The sequence below is a fragment of the Aeromonas sp. R2-1 genome, assembly GCF_040908425.1.
In the GTDB taxonomy this organism is placed as follows: domain Bacteria; phylum Pseudomonadota; class Gammaproteobacteria; order Enterobacterales; family Aeromonadaceae; genus Aeromonas; species Aeromonas caviae.
In genome coordinates this window covers 67,741-82,594 of sequence record NZ_JBFODR010000053.1, presented here as the reverse complement: position 1 = coordinate 82,594, position 14,854 = coordinate 67,741, and the positions used below count along the sequence as shown (strand labels likewise).

8 protein-coding genes are annotated in these 14,854 nt (G+C 66.4%); 3 read left to right on the top strand and 5 right to left on the bottom strand.

The features are described from left to right. The first annotated feature begins 2 nt into the window (after positions 1 to 2). A complete protein-coding gene (gene amoG / locus AB5Y80_RS18855; protein WP_368173358.1) occupies positions 3 to 6,263 on the top strand; it encodes an amonabactin biosynthesis non-ribosomal peptide synthetase AmoG in 6,261 nt (2,086 codons plus the stop codon). Then, positions 6,260 to 7,804, top strand: a complete 1,545-nt coding sequence (gene amoH / locus AB5Y80_RS18850; protein WP_368173357.1) for an amonabactin biosynthesis glycine adenylation protein AmoH — start codon at positions 6,260 to 6,262, stop codon at positions 7,802 to 7,804. Before amoG ends, amoH begins: the two co-directional genes overlap by 4 nt. Positions 7,805 to 7,885: 81 nt before the next feature. On the opposite strand, the gene AB5Y80_RS18845 is transcribed toward amoH, so the two are convergent. Further along, positions 7,886 to 8,824, bottom strand: coding sequence for an ABC transporter substrate-binding protein (locus AB5Y80_RS18845; RefSeq protein ID WP_368173356.1), 939 nt, complete (start codon positions 8,822 to 8,824; stop codon positions 7,886 to 7,888). Between the two features lie 185 nt (positions 8,825 to 9,009). Between AB5Y80_RS18845 and AB5Y80_RS18840 the strand changes: the two genes are divergently transcribed. Then, on the top strand, positions 9,010 to 9,741 hold the full coding sequence (locus AB5Y80_RS18840; protein ID WP_368173355.1) for a 4'-phosphopantetheinyl transferase: 732 nt from the start codon (positions 9,010 to 9,012) through the stop codon (positions 9,739 to 9,741). 90 nt (positions 9,742 to 9,831) lie between these two features. Here the strand turns inward: AB5Y80_RS18840 and AB5Y80_RS18835 are convergent, their stop codons facing one another. The 4 genes from AB5Y80_RS18835 to AB5Y80_RS18820 all read right to left on the bottom strand — a co-directional run bounded on the left by AB5Y80_RS18835 (position 9,832) and on the right by AB5Y80_RS18820 (position 14,824). Beyond that, the gene (locus tag AB5Y80_RS18835; RefSeq protein ID WP_119197725.1) at positions 9,832 to 10,650 is read right to left on the bottom strand and encodes an amonabactin ABC transporter ATP-binding protein; all 819 of its coding nucleotides are present in this window, start codon (positions 10,648 to 10,650) and stop codon (positions 9,832 to 9,834) included. 43 nt (positions 10,651 to 10,693) lie between these two features. Continuing rightward, positions 10,694 to 11,743, bottom strand: coding sequence for an amonabactin ABC transporter permease subunit 1 (locus tag AB5Y80_RS18830; RefSeq protein WP_266141370.1), 1,050 nt, complete (start codon positions 11,741 to 11,743; stop codon positions 10,694 to 10,696). 12 nt (positions 11,744 to 11,755) lie between these two features. Continuing rightward, positions 11,756 to 12,772, bottom strand: coding sequence for an amonabactin ABC transporter permease subunit 2 (locus AB5Y80_RS18825; RefSeq protein WP_010674444.1), 1,017 nt, complete (start codon positions 12,770 to 12,772; stop codon positions 11,756 to 11,758). Positions 12,773 to 12,850: 78 nt separating this feature from the next. Then, positions 12,851 to 14,824: a siderophore amonabactin TonB-dependent receptor gene (locus AB5Y80_RS18820; RefSeq protein ID WP_368173354.1), complete on the bottom strand. Its 1,974-nt coding sequence runs from the start codon at positions 14,822 to 14,824 to the stop codon at positions 12,851 to 12,853. Positions 14,825 to 14,854: the final 30 nt, after the last annotated feature.

The following is a 14,854-nucleotide window of genomic DNA, read 5'->3' as shown; positions in this document are numbered from 1 at the left end:
AGATGAACAATACGATTTTGCTGTTGAAACAGCTGGAACGGCAGGGAGTGAAGCTGGCGCTGAACGACAAGGGCCAGCTTATCTCCCAGTCGAGCAAGGAGGCGGTGACGCCGGCCATCGGCGCTACCATCAAGGCCCACAAGGATGAACTGGTGCGCTGCCTGGCGGCCCGTGCCGCCTTTGAGGCCCCTATCGCCTCAGAGGGGGCCTTGCAGGGGCCGCTCTCCTCGTCCCAGAGCGGACTCTGGTTTATCGAGCAATACGAGGAGGCCTCCCACCTCTACAACATGCCGGTCTATTTTCGCGTCAAGGGAGAGCTGGACACGGCGGCACTGGAGTTTGCCTTCGACCACCTGTTTGCCCGCCACCCCAGCATGCGTACCCGCTTCATCAAGGACGAGGCGGGCAGGGGGGCGCAGGAGATCCTGCCCCACGAGCCCTTCACGTTGCAGATTGAGGATGTGAGCACAGAGCCCGCAGCTGAGCGCGAGGCCTATGTGGCCAGGCGGGTACGCGAGGAGATCGGGCGCCCCTTCTCCCTGACCAAAGGGGATCTGAGCCGGGTGCATCTGATACGGCTGGGCAGCCGCGAACACGTGCTGCTGATCACCCAGCACCACATCATCTCCGACGGCTGGTCGGTCAAGAACATGTTCGCGGATCTCAAGCGCGCCTTTCTTGCCCACCAGAACCGCGAGCCTCTGCAGGTAAGCGAGCTGCCGCTCACCTACATCGACTATGCCCGCTGGTTCAACTCACCGCGTTTTCTCGATTATCACGCCGAGTTCAAGCCGTTCTGGGTCGATCGGCTAGGTGGCAGCCCCGAGGTGCACGGTCTGCCGCTCGACAAGCCGCGCCCGGCCCATCAGGACAGCGGCGGCGAGCTGGTCTTCTCCACCATCGAGAGCGACCTGTGGGAGAGCTTCAAGCGCCTGTGCCAACGGCACAGCACCTCCAACTTCATCGGTCTGCACGCCCTGTTTGCCTTGCTGATGGTGCGCCAGAGCGGCGAGAAGGAGGTGGTGATCGGCACCCCGCTTGCCTATCGCGAGCGTCACGAAATCGAGTCCCTGGTGGGCTTTTTCGTCAATACCCTGGTGCTGCGCACTCAATTCAGCGGCAAGCCCAGCTTTGTCGACTATCTGCAGCAGTGCCGGGAGGAAGATCTGGCGGCCTTCGATCACCAGCTCTACCGCTTCGAGGCGCTGGCCGAGGCCATCGGCGCCGATCGCACCACCGCCATCAACCCCATCTTCCAGATCATGCTGGTCTATCAGGCCAAGGTGGACTTCAACGATCTGATCCCCGGTTGCCAGCTGGTGGAGGAGACCTCGCCTGTGCTGCCGGCCAAGACCGACATCTCGGTCAAGGTGACCGAGCTGATGGATTCGGTCAGGGTGGACTGGCTGTTTGCCACCGCACTGTTCGAGCGAGAGACCATCCAGGCCTACGCCGATCGCCTGCTGCACCTGATGCGCGCCGTGGTGGCGGCCCCCGAGACCGACATCTGGCAGTTGCCGCTGGAGGCGGGCACCGACCAGGCAGCGCTGGCCGCCGAGCTTGCAGACCTGCCGCCGGATTACCCGAGTCGCGACACCCTGCTCTGTCATATCGAGCGGCGCGTTGGGAAGTGCTCGGACGCGTTGGCGGTGAGCGACGGTGTGCAATCGTTGACCTATGGCGAGCTGGAGGTGCTAGCCAACCGGCTGGCCCACTGGCTGCAGGCTCAGGGCGTCACCCCGGGCGCCGCCATCGGCATCCAGGCCAGGCGCGATGTGGCCTTCGTCATCGCCCTGCTCGCCTGCTGGAAGGCGGGGGCGGCCTATGTACCGCTCGATCCTGCCTATCCCGCCGAGCGGCTGGCCCATATCCTTGGCGATGCATCCATCAGCCTGGTGCTGGGTGGCGTGCCGGATCCGCGGCTTGGCGAGGCGCTGGCGGGCACGACGGCCGAATATCACGATCTGCAAGGGCTGGTGCTGGACAAGATGCCAACCAGCACGCCCGCACTGCCTCGGGACGCCGCCATGCTGGCCCAGATCATCTACACCTCCGGCAGCACCGGCCTGCCCAAGGGGGTCATGGTGGAGCAGGGCAGCCTGGTCAACCTGATGGCGGATCACGGCGAGCGCATCGCCCTTGATCAGAATGGCGCCATGTTCAACTGCATGTCCCTCTCGTTCGATGCAGGCAACATGACCACCCTGCTGCCGCTCTACTGCGGCGCGGCCCTGCACTTCGGCGAGCCGGGCGAGGGGGTGATCGGTGCCGCGATCGCTTGCGGTGCCAGCCATATGATCCTGCCCACGGCGCTGTTGGCGAATCTATTGCCCCCGGCGGATCTCGGCTCCCTCAAGGCCATCGGCTTTGGCGGCGAGGCGTGCCCGAGCAGCCTGGTGGAGCGCTGGGGGGAGCGGGTGGCGCTGTTCAACATGTACGGCCCGACCGAGTGCACCGTCACCGCGCTCTGCGCGCGGCTCACCCCGGGGGCGCCCATCACCATTGGTCGACCCGTCAACAACCTGAAGGCGCTGATCCTGGACGAGGCGGGCAACCTCTGCCCGGTGGGGGTGCCCGGCGAGCTCTGCCTGGCGGGGCTGGGGCTGGCCCGCGGCTACCTCAATCTACCGGAGCGTACCCAGGAGGCCTTTATCGAGCTGGCCTTTGATGCAACGAATGAGGAACGTACCCATCGCCTCTATCACACCGGCGATCGGGCCCTGCTGCGCCGCGACGGCAACATCCAGTATCTGGGTCGGATAGACGAGCAGATCAAGCTGCGCGGTTATCGCATCGAGCCGGGGGAGATCGAGACCCGGCTTGCCGAATTGTGCCCGGTCATCCGCCAGATCAAGGTGGTGGTGCAGGAGGGGCGCCTGCTCGCTTACGCCTGTTTGCAGGCCGGGGCAAGGGAGCCCGACGGCGATGCCCTGCTGCAGCGGGCCGGCGAGTGCCTGCCCGAATACATGGTGCCGGCGCGCCTCTGCTGGCTGCCCGAGATGCCACTCACCCCCAACGGCAAGCTGGACTTGCGCCGACTGCCCGCCATCGTCTGGCAGCAGAGCAAGGGCGAGCCACAAAACGAACTGGAGCAGACCGTGCTCGCCATCTGGCAAGGGGTGCTCAAGCAGCCCCTCGGGGTGGAGGATGATTTCTTCCGGTTGGGCGGTGACTCCATCCTCAGCATCCAGCTCACCACCCGGTTGCGGGATGCGGGGCTGCACTGCAGCGTGAAAGACGTGTTCGAAGCCAAGACGGTGCGCCGCCTCTGTCGCCAGCTCGGCCAGCAGCAGGCGATCAGCCACAGGAGCGAGCAGGGCAGCCTGACCGGCGAGTTCCCGCTCCACCCCATTCAGCACTGGTTCTTCGAGCAGGGCTTTGCCAAGCCCGGTCACTGGAACCAGGGGGTGATCCTGCGCCTGCCGGCCGGGGTGGACGATGAGGACCTGCGCGGCTGGCTGTATGCCCTGCGCCAGCACCACGATGCCCTGCGCCTGGCGGTGACCCCGACCGGTCAGCGCTACCTGGCCGAACTGCCATTGCCGCCGCTGCCGACCCTGGATGCCGCCAATCTAGACGAGGCCGAACTGCAGGCCCGCCTGACCGAGCTGCAGGAAGAGCTCGACCCTGCCAGCGGCCACACCCTGGCCTGGGCCCGCCTGCGCAATTTGACGGTGGACGGGGAGACGGTGGAGGGGCTCTTCCTCGCCTTCCATCATCTGGTCATCGATGCCGTCTCCTGGCGCATTCTGGCCGAGGATCTCGCTCGGGTGAGCAGGGGTGAGCCGCTGCCCGCCAAGGGCAGCAGCTATCGCCAGTGGGGCGAGGGGCTCGCGGCCTACGCCAAACGGGAAGAGGAGCAGATGGGCTTCTGGCTGGCTCAGGGGGAGGGCTGCGAGTCAGGCTTGCTCTCGGCGCAACGAGCCGCCGATGGCCGTGCCGCCGCCAGCCTGCTGCAACTGAGTCAGGAGACCACGGCCCGCCTCATCGACACCGCCAACCAGGCCTATTTCACCCGGGTGCCCGACCTGCTGCTGGCGGCACTGACCCGTACCCTGAGCGAGCAGGGTTACGGCAGCCGTCACTGCGTGATGCTGGAAGGACATGGCCGTGAGGCCATCGATGCGGAACTCGACGTGAGCCGTACCCTCGGCTGGTTTACCAGCACCTACCCGCTGGCGCTGGCGGATGCCAGGGAGTGGGAGGCGCTGGTCTGCGCCACCAAGGAGCGGCTGCGCGCCGTGCCGGACAAGGGGGTGGGCTTCAACGCCCTGCGCCTGCACCACCCCCGTGGTTGGGCACTGCCCGAAGCCCTGATCGTCTTCAACTACCTGGGGGTCAGCCATCAGGGCGAGGCCGCTCAACCCTGGCAGCCCCTGCCGCTGGCGCCGGGGGCCCCCACGTCCCCTGACAATCTGCCGCGGGAGCTGGTCAGTCTGCATGGGGGCGTGTTTGATGGCCGCCTCACCCTGCGCCAGGTCGGCGCCCTCAACCAGCAAGGGAGCGACGCTCTGATGGCGCGGCTGGCGGACAACCTGACGGCGCTGGTGGAGCACTGCTGCAACCAGAAGGCGCCGCGCCATACCCCGAGCGACTTCCCGGGGCTTGACCTCTCGCAAGCTGGGCTCGATCGGGTGCTGGCCGGGCGCGAGGTGGAGACCCTGCTGCCCATGACCTCGCTTCAGCAGAGCATGTTCCATCACAGGGCGCTGGCGCCCCGGGATCACGCCTATCACCTGCAGACCGAGATCGACTATCACCAGCCGCTGGACGTGGCGGTCTACCGTCAGGCCTGGCAGGGGCAGATCGCCCGCTGGCCGGCCCTTCGCAGCGAACTGGTACTGGCGGATGGGGTCGCGCTGCAGCGCATCCTCAAGCGCGCCGAGTTGCCATTCCACTATGAGGACTTGTCTGAAGTGGAACATGCAGAGACACGGGTCCAGGCCTATCGCGAGCAGGATCTGGCCCGCCCGATCCCGCTGGAGCAGGCGCCCCTGCTGCGCCTTGCCTGTTTCAAATTGGCCCCCGATCACCACAAGGTGATCTTCAGCGCCCACCACAGCGTGCTGGATGGCTGGAGCGGCCCCGTGTTGCTGGGTGCCTTGCATCGCGACTATCAGTCTCTCATGAACGGTTTGCTGCCCCAGCGCGAGCCGGATACCGCCTGGCTCGAATTTGGCCGCCATATCGCCAGCCAAGCCCGCAGCGCCGACGCCTACTGGCAGGGGCGGGGCGAGCTCTTGGCAACGCCCAACGATCTCGCCTGCCTGTTCGGGGTGACGCTGGACGCGGGCTCAAGCGGGCGCCATACCCAGCAGCGACCGGCGGTGTGCGCCACGGCGCTGCCGGCCGAAGTGGCAGCTCAGCTTGCGCGCCGTGCCCGCGACCTGGGCGTGACTGCGGGCCTGTTGGCCCAATATGTCTGGCACCGTCTGCTGGCACGCCGCTCTGGCGATGCCGTCACCCTGGTGGGCAACGTGACCCCGGGCCGGGATTACCCCATCGAGGGGATCACCGCGAGCGTCGGGCTCTATATCAACAGCCTGCCGTTGGCGCTTGAGTGGTGCACCGAGCTGACCCTGGCCGAGCATATCGCCCGGTTGCAGACCGACCTGATGGCGCTCAATGAGCACGGCACCCAGTCGCTGGCGGCACTGACCAAAGGCCGGGCACGTCTGTTCCAGAGCCTGTTCGTGTTCGAGAACTACCCCATGCCGGCGGCCCCCGTCGCCCCCGAACCTCACCAGCTAGTGCCGCAGTTCGGCGCCGTGGTGGAGAAGGTGGAGCTTCCTCTCTCCTTGGTGGTCAGCAGTCGGGGTGAGACGCTCCAGCTGCGCCTCGAGTTCGATGGCGAGCAGATCCCCGAGGCCCGGGCCGAGGCGGTGCTGGCTGACTGGCTGGCCGAGCTCGACTGGCTGGCGCAGACGGATCTGAGCCAACCGGCCAGCGTGGCGACGGCACAGCCCCCGGTGATGCCGCAGGTGGTCGCCACCAGGGCGGAGCCCAGCCTGGCTCAGCCGCCGGCCGAGGCCCGCGCGCTGGTGGCCCTGTGGGAGCGCCAGTGCGGCGTGCCCGGCATCTGGCAGCAGACCCTGTGTGAACTCGGGGTGGATTCGGTGCAGCAGCTCGCCCTGCTGGCTGCTCTTAACGAGGCGTTCGCGCAGGATCGGGCGCCACTTACCCTGCAGACGCTCAAGGCCCATCCATCCCCCAGCCGGCTCTATCGGCACTGGCTGGTACGCCAAACGGAGGCGGCGCTATGACGGTGACCATCAAGCATGAGGCTCCGCTCGTGCAAACCCGGCCTGCCCCCCGTGAGGGGGCGGCCAACCTGGGTGCGCGGCTGGCGGCCTGTCTGGCCGCCACCCCGCTGGCCCCCGCCATCCGCATGGGCGGGGAGGGCATCAGTGAGGGCGGATCAGATGAGCAGTGGCTCAGCTACGGCGCGCTCAATGCCAGAGTCGGCGAGATTGCCGCCCGATTGCAGGGGCTGGCGGTGGGGGAGCGGGTTGGCCTCTATCTCTCCCGCAGCCCCGATCTGGTGGCCAGCCTGCTGGCCTGCCTGCGCCTCGGTCTCACCTTTGTGCCCCTTGAACCGGATTTTCCGGTGGAGCGGCTACAGGGGATCGCCCGCCAGGCGCGCCTGTCGGCGGTGATCTGCGACTGCGATCGATCGGTGCCCGCTTTCGGCTGTCCGCTGCGTACCCTCGGCGGGCCGGCAGCGGCAGGGCCGGTCTCCTGGCCTCAGGTGGATGACGCCCTGGCTGCCTACATGATGTTCACCTCGGGCTCCACCGGCGAGCCCAAGGGGGTGGTCATCAGCCGGCGAGCCCTGCTCTGCTTCCTCGACGGGATCCGCGAGCGGCTCGGGCTCTCACCGAGCTGCCATTGGCTCTTTATCACCACCCCGGCCTTCGACATCTCCCTGCTGGAGATGCTGGGGCCGCTCTGGGGCGGTGGCCGGCTGACGGTGGCTGGCGGTGAGCACAACAAGGATCCCCTGGGGATGCTGGCCCTGCTCGAGGCCGACTCCTCCATCAACTGGCTGCAGGCCACCCCGGCCTGCTGGCGTATGTTGCTCAAGGCTGGCTGGCAGGGGCGCAATACCCTCACCGCCCTGTGCGGCGGCGAGGCGCTGGACCCAGGGTTGGCCGAGCAGCTCTGTGCCCGCACCCGGCGGCTGTGGAACTGCTATGGGCCGACCGAGGCCACCGTCTGGTCCCTGGTGAGCGAGGTGCGCTGGCCGCCGGTTGGCGGGCAGATCACCATCAGCCACAGCCTGCCCGGCTATCGGCACTGGGTGCTGGACGAGGCGGGGCAGCCGGTGGCAGAGGGGGAGTGCGGCGAGCTCTGCATCGAGAGCCCGGCCCTGTGCGAGGGGTACTGGCGCAAGCCGGCCTTGACCAGCGCCGCCTTCCTGCGCCTTGCCACCCATCGCCTCTATCGCACCGGCGATCGGGTGCGCCTCCTTGGGGCGGACCGCTTCCTCTATCTGGGACGGCGCGACGATCAGATCAAGCTGCGCGGTTTTCGCATCGAGCTCGGCGAAGTGGAGGCGGGACTGCGCCGCCAGGCCGGGGTGCAGGAGGCGGCGGTGCGTCTGGTGGGCGAGGGGGACGAGGCCATGCTGGTGGGCTACGTGGAGGCCAGGGCCGGAGTGACTCTCAATCGCCTCGCCCTGCGCAAGGGGCTGCAGGCGACGCTGCCTCACTACATGGTGCCGGCGCGGCTCATCCTGCTGGATGCCCTGCCAAAGACTGGCAGCGGCAAACTGGACAGAAAGGCGCTGCCATTGCCCGAGTAGTCGCCTTGCCGGATGGTAAGAGCGATGGATAAAAAAGAAGCCCGCATCATGCGGGCTTCTTGTTGGCCGTAAACCGAGGGATTAGTGAGCGATGGGGGCGGCATCCGGTTTGGTGAGCAGGCGCTCGACGTCGTCGATCACCTTGAGGGCCGCCTGGGGGCCGCCGGTGGAGGTCCAGAGCGACCCGTCCACGGCGCCGAAGCGCTTGCCCTTGATGGCGCCAAGCTGCTGGAAGGCCGGGGTCTGCTCGGCCTGCTTCATGGCATCCACCGCATCCCCGCTGGTGCTGAGGGTGCCGATCACCAGCCAGTCACCGTCCAGCAGGTTGAGGGATTCGAGGCTCAGGGCCGGGGAGTGGGGGCTCTTGTCGCCAATCTGGTGGGAGGGGCGGGTGAGCCCCATCTCGGTGACCACGCTGCTGGCAAAGGTGCCGCCGTGCATGTAGCTCGGCCCCTTGGGGTTCCAGCGCACTATGCTCATCTGTTCCCCCTGATGCTGGGCGAGCTTGCTGCGGGCCTCTGCCAGGCGGGCCTCATACCGGGTGAGGAACGCCTTGGCCTCGGCCCCCCGGTTCATCGCGTCGGCGCTGCGACCGAACACGGTTTTCCAGGGCTCGCCCCAGTTGCCGGTGACGACGGTAGGGGCGATCTCCTTGAGCAGGGCCAGGAGCTCGGGCTTGGTCTGGCCGGTGAGGATGAGGTCCGGCTCCAGATCGATGAGGGTCTCCAGATTGGGGTTGTCCAGATCCCCGACCACGGCGATCTCCTTGCCCGCCTTGTCCAGCAGATAGCGGGGCAGGGTGGACTGGCCGCGCCCATTGACGGTGCCTACCGGCTGCAGCCCCAGAGTCAGGGCGCTGTCGAGATCGAGTTCGCTTAACACGACGACCCGCCGGGGCGCATCGGGGACGCTCTGGGGCTGGCCGTTGGCATCGATGACCTGGCGGCTGCCCGCCTGGGCCTGGAAGCCCGTCAGGCTGGCCAGCATGAGCAAGGTGGCCAGCGGGGAGAAGATCTTCATGGTGACATCCTTATGGGTGAAATCGGTGGGCCGGAGTCTTTGGAAAGTGCCTGAGAGCCGCCCGGCCAGCCCCGAATGGGCGGGGACATGCTACCACAAAGCAAGTGAGAAGCGTTGTCATTTGTATTTGTGGCATGACCTCGGCTTGCTTTGGTACCATCGCAGGCCCCTGTCAGGAGCCTTGCATGTTGCCTCGTTGTCCCTCACTCGATGGATCCTTTGTCCGTCAATTCGATGCCTTGTGCCTGCCGGGCCTGGAGACGCTGTCTCTTCATCGGGTCAGTTTTGATCCCGCCGCCTTCTCGCCGGAGTGCTTTGGGGCCCAGGGCATCATCCTGCCTGCTTCATTGCAGGGGGCTGCCCCCAAGCGCCTCGGGGAGTTTCTGGCAGGGCGTCTCGCAGCCCGTGAGGCCCTGCGTCCCTTCGGTCTTGCAGGATGCAGCGTGGCCATCGGAGCGGCCCGGGAGCCACTCTGGCCTGAAGGGGTGGAGGGGAGCATCAGCCACAGCCGGCTGGCGGGAGAGGGGGTGGCCCTGTGTGCGGTGCGTCCGGGCCAGGAGGGAATCGGGCTGGATCTGGAGGCCTGGCTCGATGGCGACCAAGGGGCGAAGCTCTGGCCCGGCATCATGGATGGGGAGGAGTGGGGACGGCTGGAGGCGGGGGTTCACGACGCCCAGCTGAGCCTGGCAGAGGGCGTGACCCTGGTGTTTTCCGCCAAGGAGAGCCTCTTCAAGGGGCTCTATCCCCGGGTGGGGCGCTACTTTGACTTTCTCGATGCCCGCTGGCTCGCCATGACGGCGCAGACTCTCACCCTGGAGCTCAAATGCCCGCTGACACCGACCCTGCCAGCTGGCTGGCGCGCCACCCTGCACTGGCAAGCCCTGCCGGGGGGCGTGCTCACCGTCTTGTTGCTGTGAGCACGATGCCAGCGCCCGGATAACGCCAGCGCAAAGCCCAGAGAAAGAAACCGCCATCAGGCGGTTTCTTTCTCTGGGACAGGGTATGGCTCAGGCCGGCACGCCATGGTCGGCGCGCAGGCGAGGCGCTTCGTCAGCGCGTCGGCGGGGCACGATGACAGGGGCCCCGTCGCCGGGGGCGTGCAGTATGTCCACATCGGTTTGGTAGAGGCGATCGATGAGGGGCTTGGTCACCACCTCCCGGGCCGGGCCCATGGCCTGGATGGCGCCATCCCCCAGGGCAATCAGCTCGTCGCAGTAGCGGGCGGCGGTGGCGAGATCGTGGATGACGATAAGCACCGTCTTGCCCTCGGCGGCGACCCGATGGATGGCCTCCATCACCTCGGTCTGGTGGCCGATGTCCAGCGCGCTGGTGGGCTCGTCCAGCAAGATGATGTCCGCATCCTGTGCCAGCACCATGGCGAGCCACACCCGCTGGGCCTGACCGCCGGACAGCGAACTGGCGCTCTGGTGCCAGATGGCATCGAGCTGCATCCGCTCCCGGGCCCAGTCCACCATGCGAGCATCTTCCTCGCTCCACTGATTGAACCAGCCCTGATGGGGATGGCGGCCATATTGCACCAGCTGCTCCACCAGGATACCGGGGGGGACCAGGGGGCGTTGGGGCAGATAGGCGAGTTCCCGAGCCAGGGCTTTGGCGCCATAGGCACCGAGTGGCTTCTCCTTGAGCAGGATCTCCCCGGACCGGGGCTGCTCCTGTCCCGCAAGGAGCTTGAGCAGCGTGGATTTGCCACCGCCGTTGGGGCCGACGATCCCCACCAGCTTGCCCCGGGGGAGGGAGAAGGAGATCTCCTTGAAGATGGTCTTTTGCGGGTAGCCGAACTGGAGTCGGTTCACGGTGAGCGTCATCGGGCGGCCCTCGGTCTGTATTGAAAATGGATGAATGCCATGGTCAGTCGGCCTTCTGGCGATCTTTGAGCAGGATGAAGAGCAGCAGCAGGCCGCCGAGAATGCGGGTCATGATGCCGGTAGCCACCTCGTGGGGGCTGGCCAGCACCCGCACCAGGGTGTCACTGGCGAGCAGCATCAGGGCGCCGCACAGGGCGGCAATCCAGAGCGGCACGATGCGATCCCGGCTGAGCCAGGAGGCAAGGATGGGGGCCGCCATGGCGATGAAGACCACGGGGCCGCCGATGGCGGTGCCAAGGGCTGCGACAATGATGGCCTGGGCCAGCACCCCGAGCTGGACCCGGTTCACGTTGACCCCGAGGGTGCTGGCCGTCACCGGTCCCAGGCGCAGCACGCCGAGGGAGCGGGAGAGACAGACGGTCCAGGGGCAGATGAGCAGGAGCAGCAGGCTCACCGGCAGCAAGGTGCCATAGCCCTGACCGACGAAGTTGCCCATGTTCCACAGATAGAGGCTGGTGAGGTGCACCAGGGACTGGGTGGACATGACGAACTGGCCGAGGGCGTTCATCAGCTCCGAGACCCCGATGCCGATCACCACGAACAGGTAGCCCTGCTCCCCCGGCTTGTTGCACAGGGCATAGAGCACGGCGGCGGCAAACAGGGCGCCGAAGGGGGCGGCCCACCAGGGCCAGCTGCCCAGGGTCAGATAGAGGGAGAAGATGATGATGGCAAGGGATGCCCCCTCGTTGACCCCGATCATGTCCGGGGTGGCGAGGCGGTTTCGCACCAGGGTCTGCACCAGGCAGCCCGAGAGTCCCATGGCGGCGCCGGCCACCAGCACCGCCAACAGGCGCGGCAGTCGGATCTTGAAGACGGTTACCTGATCGAGTCGGCTTCCCTCCCCGAGCAGGGTCTGGATCACCCCCATCATGGTGATCTTGCCGGAACCCAGGGTGAGGGCCAACAGGGAGAGCAGGGTGAGGGCGAGCAGGAGCCCCAGGGTGATGAGCCAGGCGCGGCGGTGCAGCAACAGGGTGCGGCTGCCAAGGCGAAGGCAGAGGGTGCCGCTCGGGAGTGAGAGAGAGTTCTTCATGGGCGTGGCACCTTATTTGACGGCCAGCAGGGAGCGGAAGCCGCCGCTGCGCACCACCAGGATGAGCACGGGCGCCCCGATGAGCGCCAGAATGACGCCGTTGGGCAGCTCGTAGGGCTGGATCAGCCAGCGGGCCAGCACATCGGCACCGAGCAGAAAGAGCACCCCGAACAGGGCGGAGAAGCGCACCTGGATGGCGAGGCGAACCGGCTCCACCAGGCGGGCGCAGTAGGCGGCGAGGAAGCCGACAAAGCCGATGGGACCGGCGATGGCGATGGCGCAGGCGGTGAAGAGCGTTGCGGCCAGGAGCACGCCGATCCGCACCCGGGTGGGGCGGATGCCGAGGGCCCTGGACTGGTGATCCCCCATCTGCATCAGGGTGAGAGGGCGACAGAGCGCCAGGGTCAGCAGCAGGGCGGCCAGGGCGAAGGGGACCACGGTGAGTACCGCCTCCAGACTGGAGGCGGCAAGGGACCCTAAGTTCCAGAAGCGGAACTGCTCCAGCACCACCCGGTTGGAGAGCAGCAGGAAGTTGGAAAGACCGCCGAAGGTGGCGGAGAGGGCGACTCCTACCAGGATGAGTTTGAGGGGGTTGGAGCGCCCCACCATGAGGCCGAGGCCCAGCACGATGAGGTTGCCGAGCAGGGCCCCCATGCCGGACCAGAGCAGATACCCGTAGGCGGATTCGACGCCAAACCAGGTGAGGCCGATCACCAGAGCAAAGACGGCGCCGGCATTGACCCCGAGCAGGCCGGGTTCGGCCAGAGGATTGCGTGTGGCACTTTGCAGCATGGAGGCCGCCAGGGAGAGTGATGCCCCCACCACCAGGGCTGCCAGGGTACGGGGCAGGCGCAGGGTATGGACTATCATGGCGAGCTTTTCATCGGCCACGAAGGCGGGATCGCCCATCAGGAAACCGGCGACCTCGCGGCCACCATAGACACCGGCCCCGGTGGCCAGTGACAGACAAATCAGCAGGAAGAGGAGCAGCACGCCGAGCCAGAACAGCCGAGCTTGGTATCTGAGCACTCAATGACTCCTTGAATTCGGGGAGGCAGAAACGCAAAAAGGGAGCCCCGCGACCGGGGCTCCCGCAGACAGGATGGATTACAGCTTGTAATCGACCCCTGCGTAGACGGTGCGACCTTCCAGGATGAAGTCGGCGTCGGTCGCCACCTCGTCACGCTGGGTGTTGGTGAGGTTGGTGATGCCGAGCTTGAAGTCCAGGGCCGGCGTGACGGTCCACTTGGTGTTCACGTCCAGGGTCTGGTAGTGCTTGGAGGTGAATGCCTGGGCGTTGCGGGCCGGCACCTTGATCACCTGGCTGCCGACATACTGCCAGGCCAGGTTGGCGCTGACCACGTCGCTCGCCTTCCAGTCCAGGCCGATGTTGCCGGTGTGATCCGGGGTCTTGGCCAGATCGTCACCCGTGCTCTTGTCTTCGGAGTCCAGCAGGGTCAGGTTGCCGGTCAGCTGCACGTTGTCGAGCACGTCGAACCAGCCGGTCAGCTCCAGCCCCTTGATGCGGGCCTTCTTGACGTTGAGGTAGGTCATGACGGTCGGACGGTAGCCCGGGCCCCACTGATCGCTCTGGATCAGATCCTCGATCTCGTTGTGGAAGCCGGTCACCCCTGCGCCGAAGCGATCGGCGTTGTAGGCGGTACCAAGCTCGTAGCTGACGGAGGTTTCCGGCTTCAGATCCGGGTTGCCTATCACCTTGCAGGCGCCGCGGCAGGCGGTGGTGGCGAACCCTTCGCTGGACTGGGCCAGGGTCGGGGCCTTGAACGCCTTGCCGGCGCCCCCCTTGATCACCCACTCGTCACTCAGGGAGTAGAGGGCGTAGGCACGGGGGCTGAACTCGTTGCCATAGGTCTCGTGGTGATCCAGGCGGCCGGAGAGCGTCAGGGCCAGATCCCCAAAGCCGAACTCGTCTTGCAGGTAGAGGGCGCTCTGGCTCGCATCCACGCTGCCGTTCTGGATGCTGCGGCTGTGCTCCAGCTCGGTCTTGCGGAACTCTGCACCCGAGGTCAGCAGGTGATCCCCGAGGTAGCCGCTCAACTGGCCATCCACCGTGTTGTTGGTCTGGGTGATGTCGGCGGCGCCACCGTTGAGCTGGGAGTCATCCATCAGATCGGTCTGCTCGAAGTAGTAACGAGCGCGGCTGTCGAAGTGTTCCCAACGGCCGTTGTGGGTCAGCCCCATGCTCAGGCGATCGAGTTTCTGCACGTTGTGGGGGGTGGCCGGTGCGGTCGGGGCACGGGGCACGTTGTTGAAGTAGCTGTCCATGTCGTTCTGGTTGTAACCCAGATCGAAGTCGATGTCCTGGTTGTCGGCCACCAGCCACTTCAGGCTGGAGAGCACGTTGACCACTTCCCGTTTCTCCAGGGCGTCGGCATCCGGGTTGTTGGACTGCTCGCTCTTCCAGCGATCCCGCTGATAGCCTTCCACCACCACGCTGCCCAGCAGCTTGTTGTCGATCAGGGCGCCGGAGACGAAGGCGCTACCCTGGTTGGCATCCCCGCCATCCCCCTTGGTGGGCATGGTGTGGGTGTAGCCGACGGCCGCTTCGGTGTACTCCTTGGCCTGGCGCAGGATCACGTTGACCACGCCGCCGAGGGCATCGGCCCCGTACAGGGAGGAGACGGGACCGCGGATCACCTCGATACGCTCGATGGCGGCCATGGGGATGGAGCTTAAGTCGAAGTCGTTGCCAAAGGAGCTGCCCAGGGTCTCGCGGGCGTTGACCCGCTTGCCGTTGACCAGCAGCAGGGTGTAGTCACCGCCCATGCCGCGGATCTTGATCTCGTTGCGACCCGTGGGGTTGGTGCCGATGATGTTGACACCGGGAACGTGCTTGAGGGCATCGCCGATGTTGTTGACGTTCATCTTGTCCAGATCGGCGCGGGTGACCACGGAGACGCTGGCCGGGGCGGTCAGCTCGGTGTGCTTGGTCTGGGTGGCGGTGACCACCACCGTCTCGTTGGCCTTGACGGACTCGGCCTGGGCCAGGCCCGGTACGGCCAGCAGACCAAGGGAGAGCAGAATGGGGTTCAGTTTAAAGAGGCCGTGCTGCAACTGCATTGTCAAAAACTCCATGGATATAACTGAGGT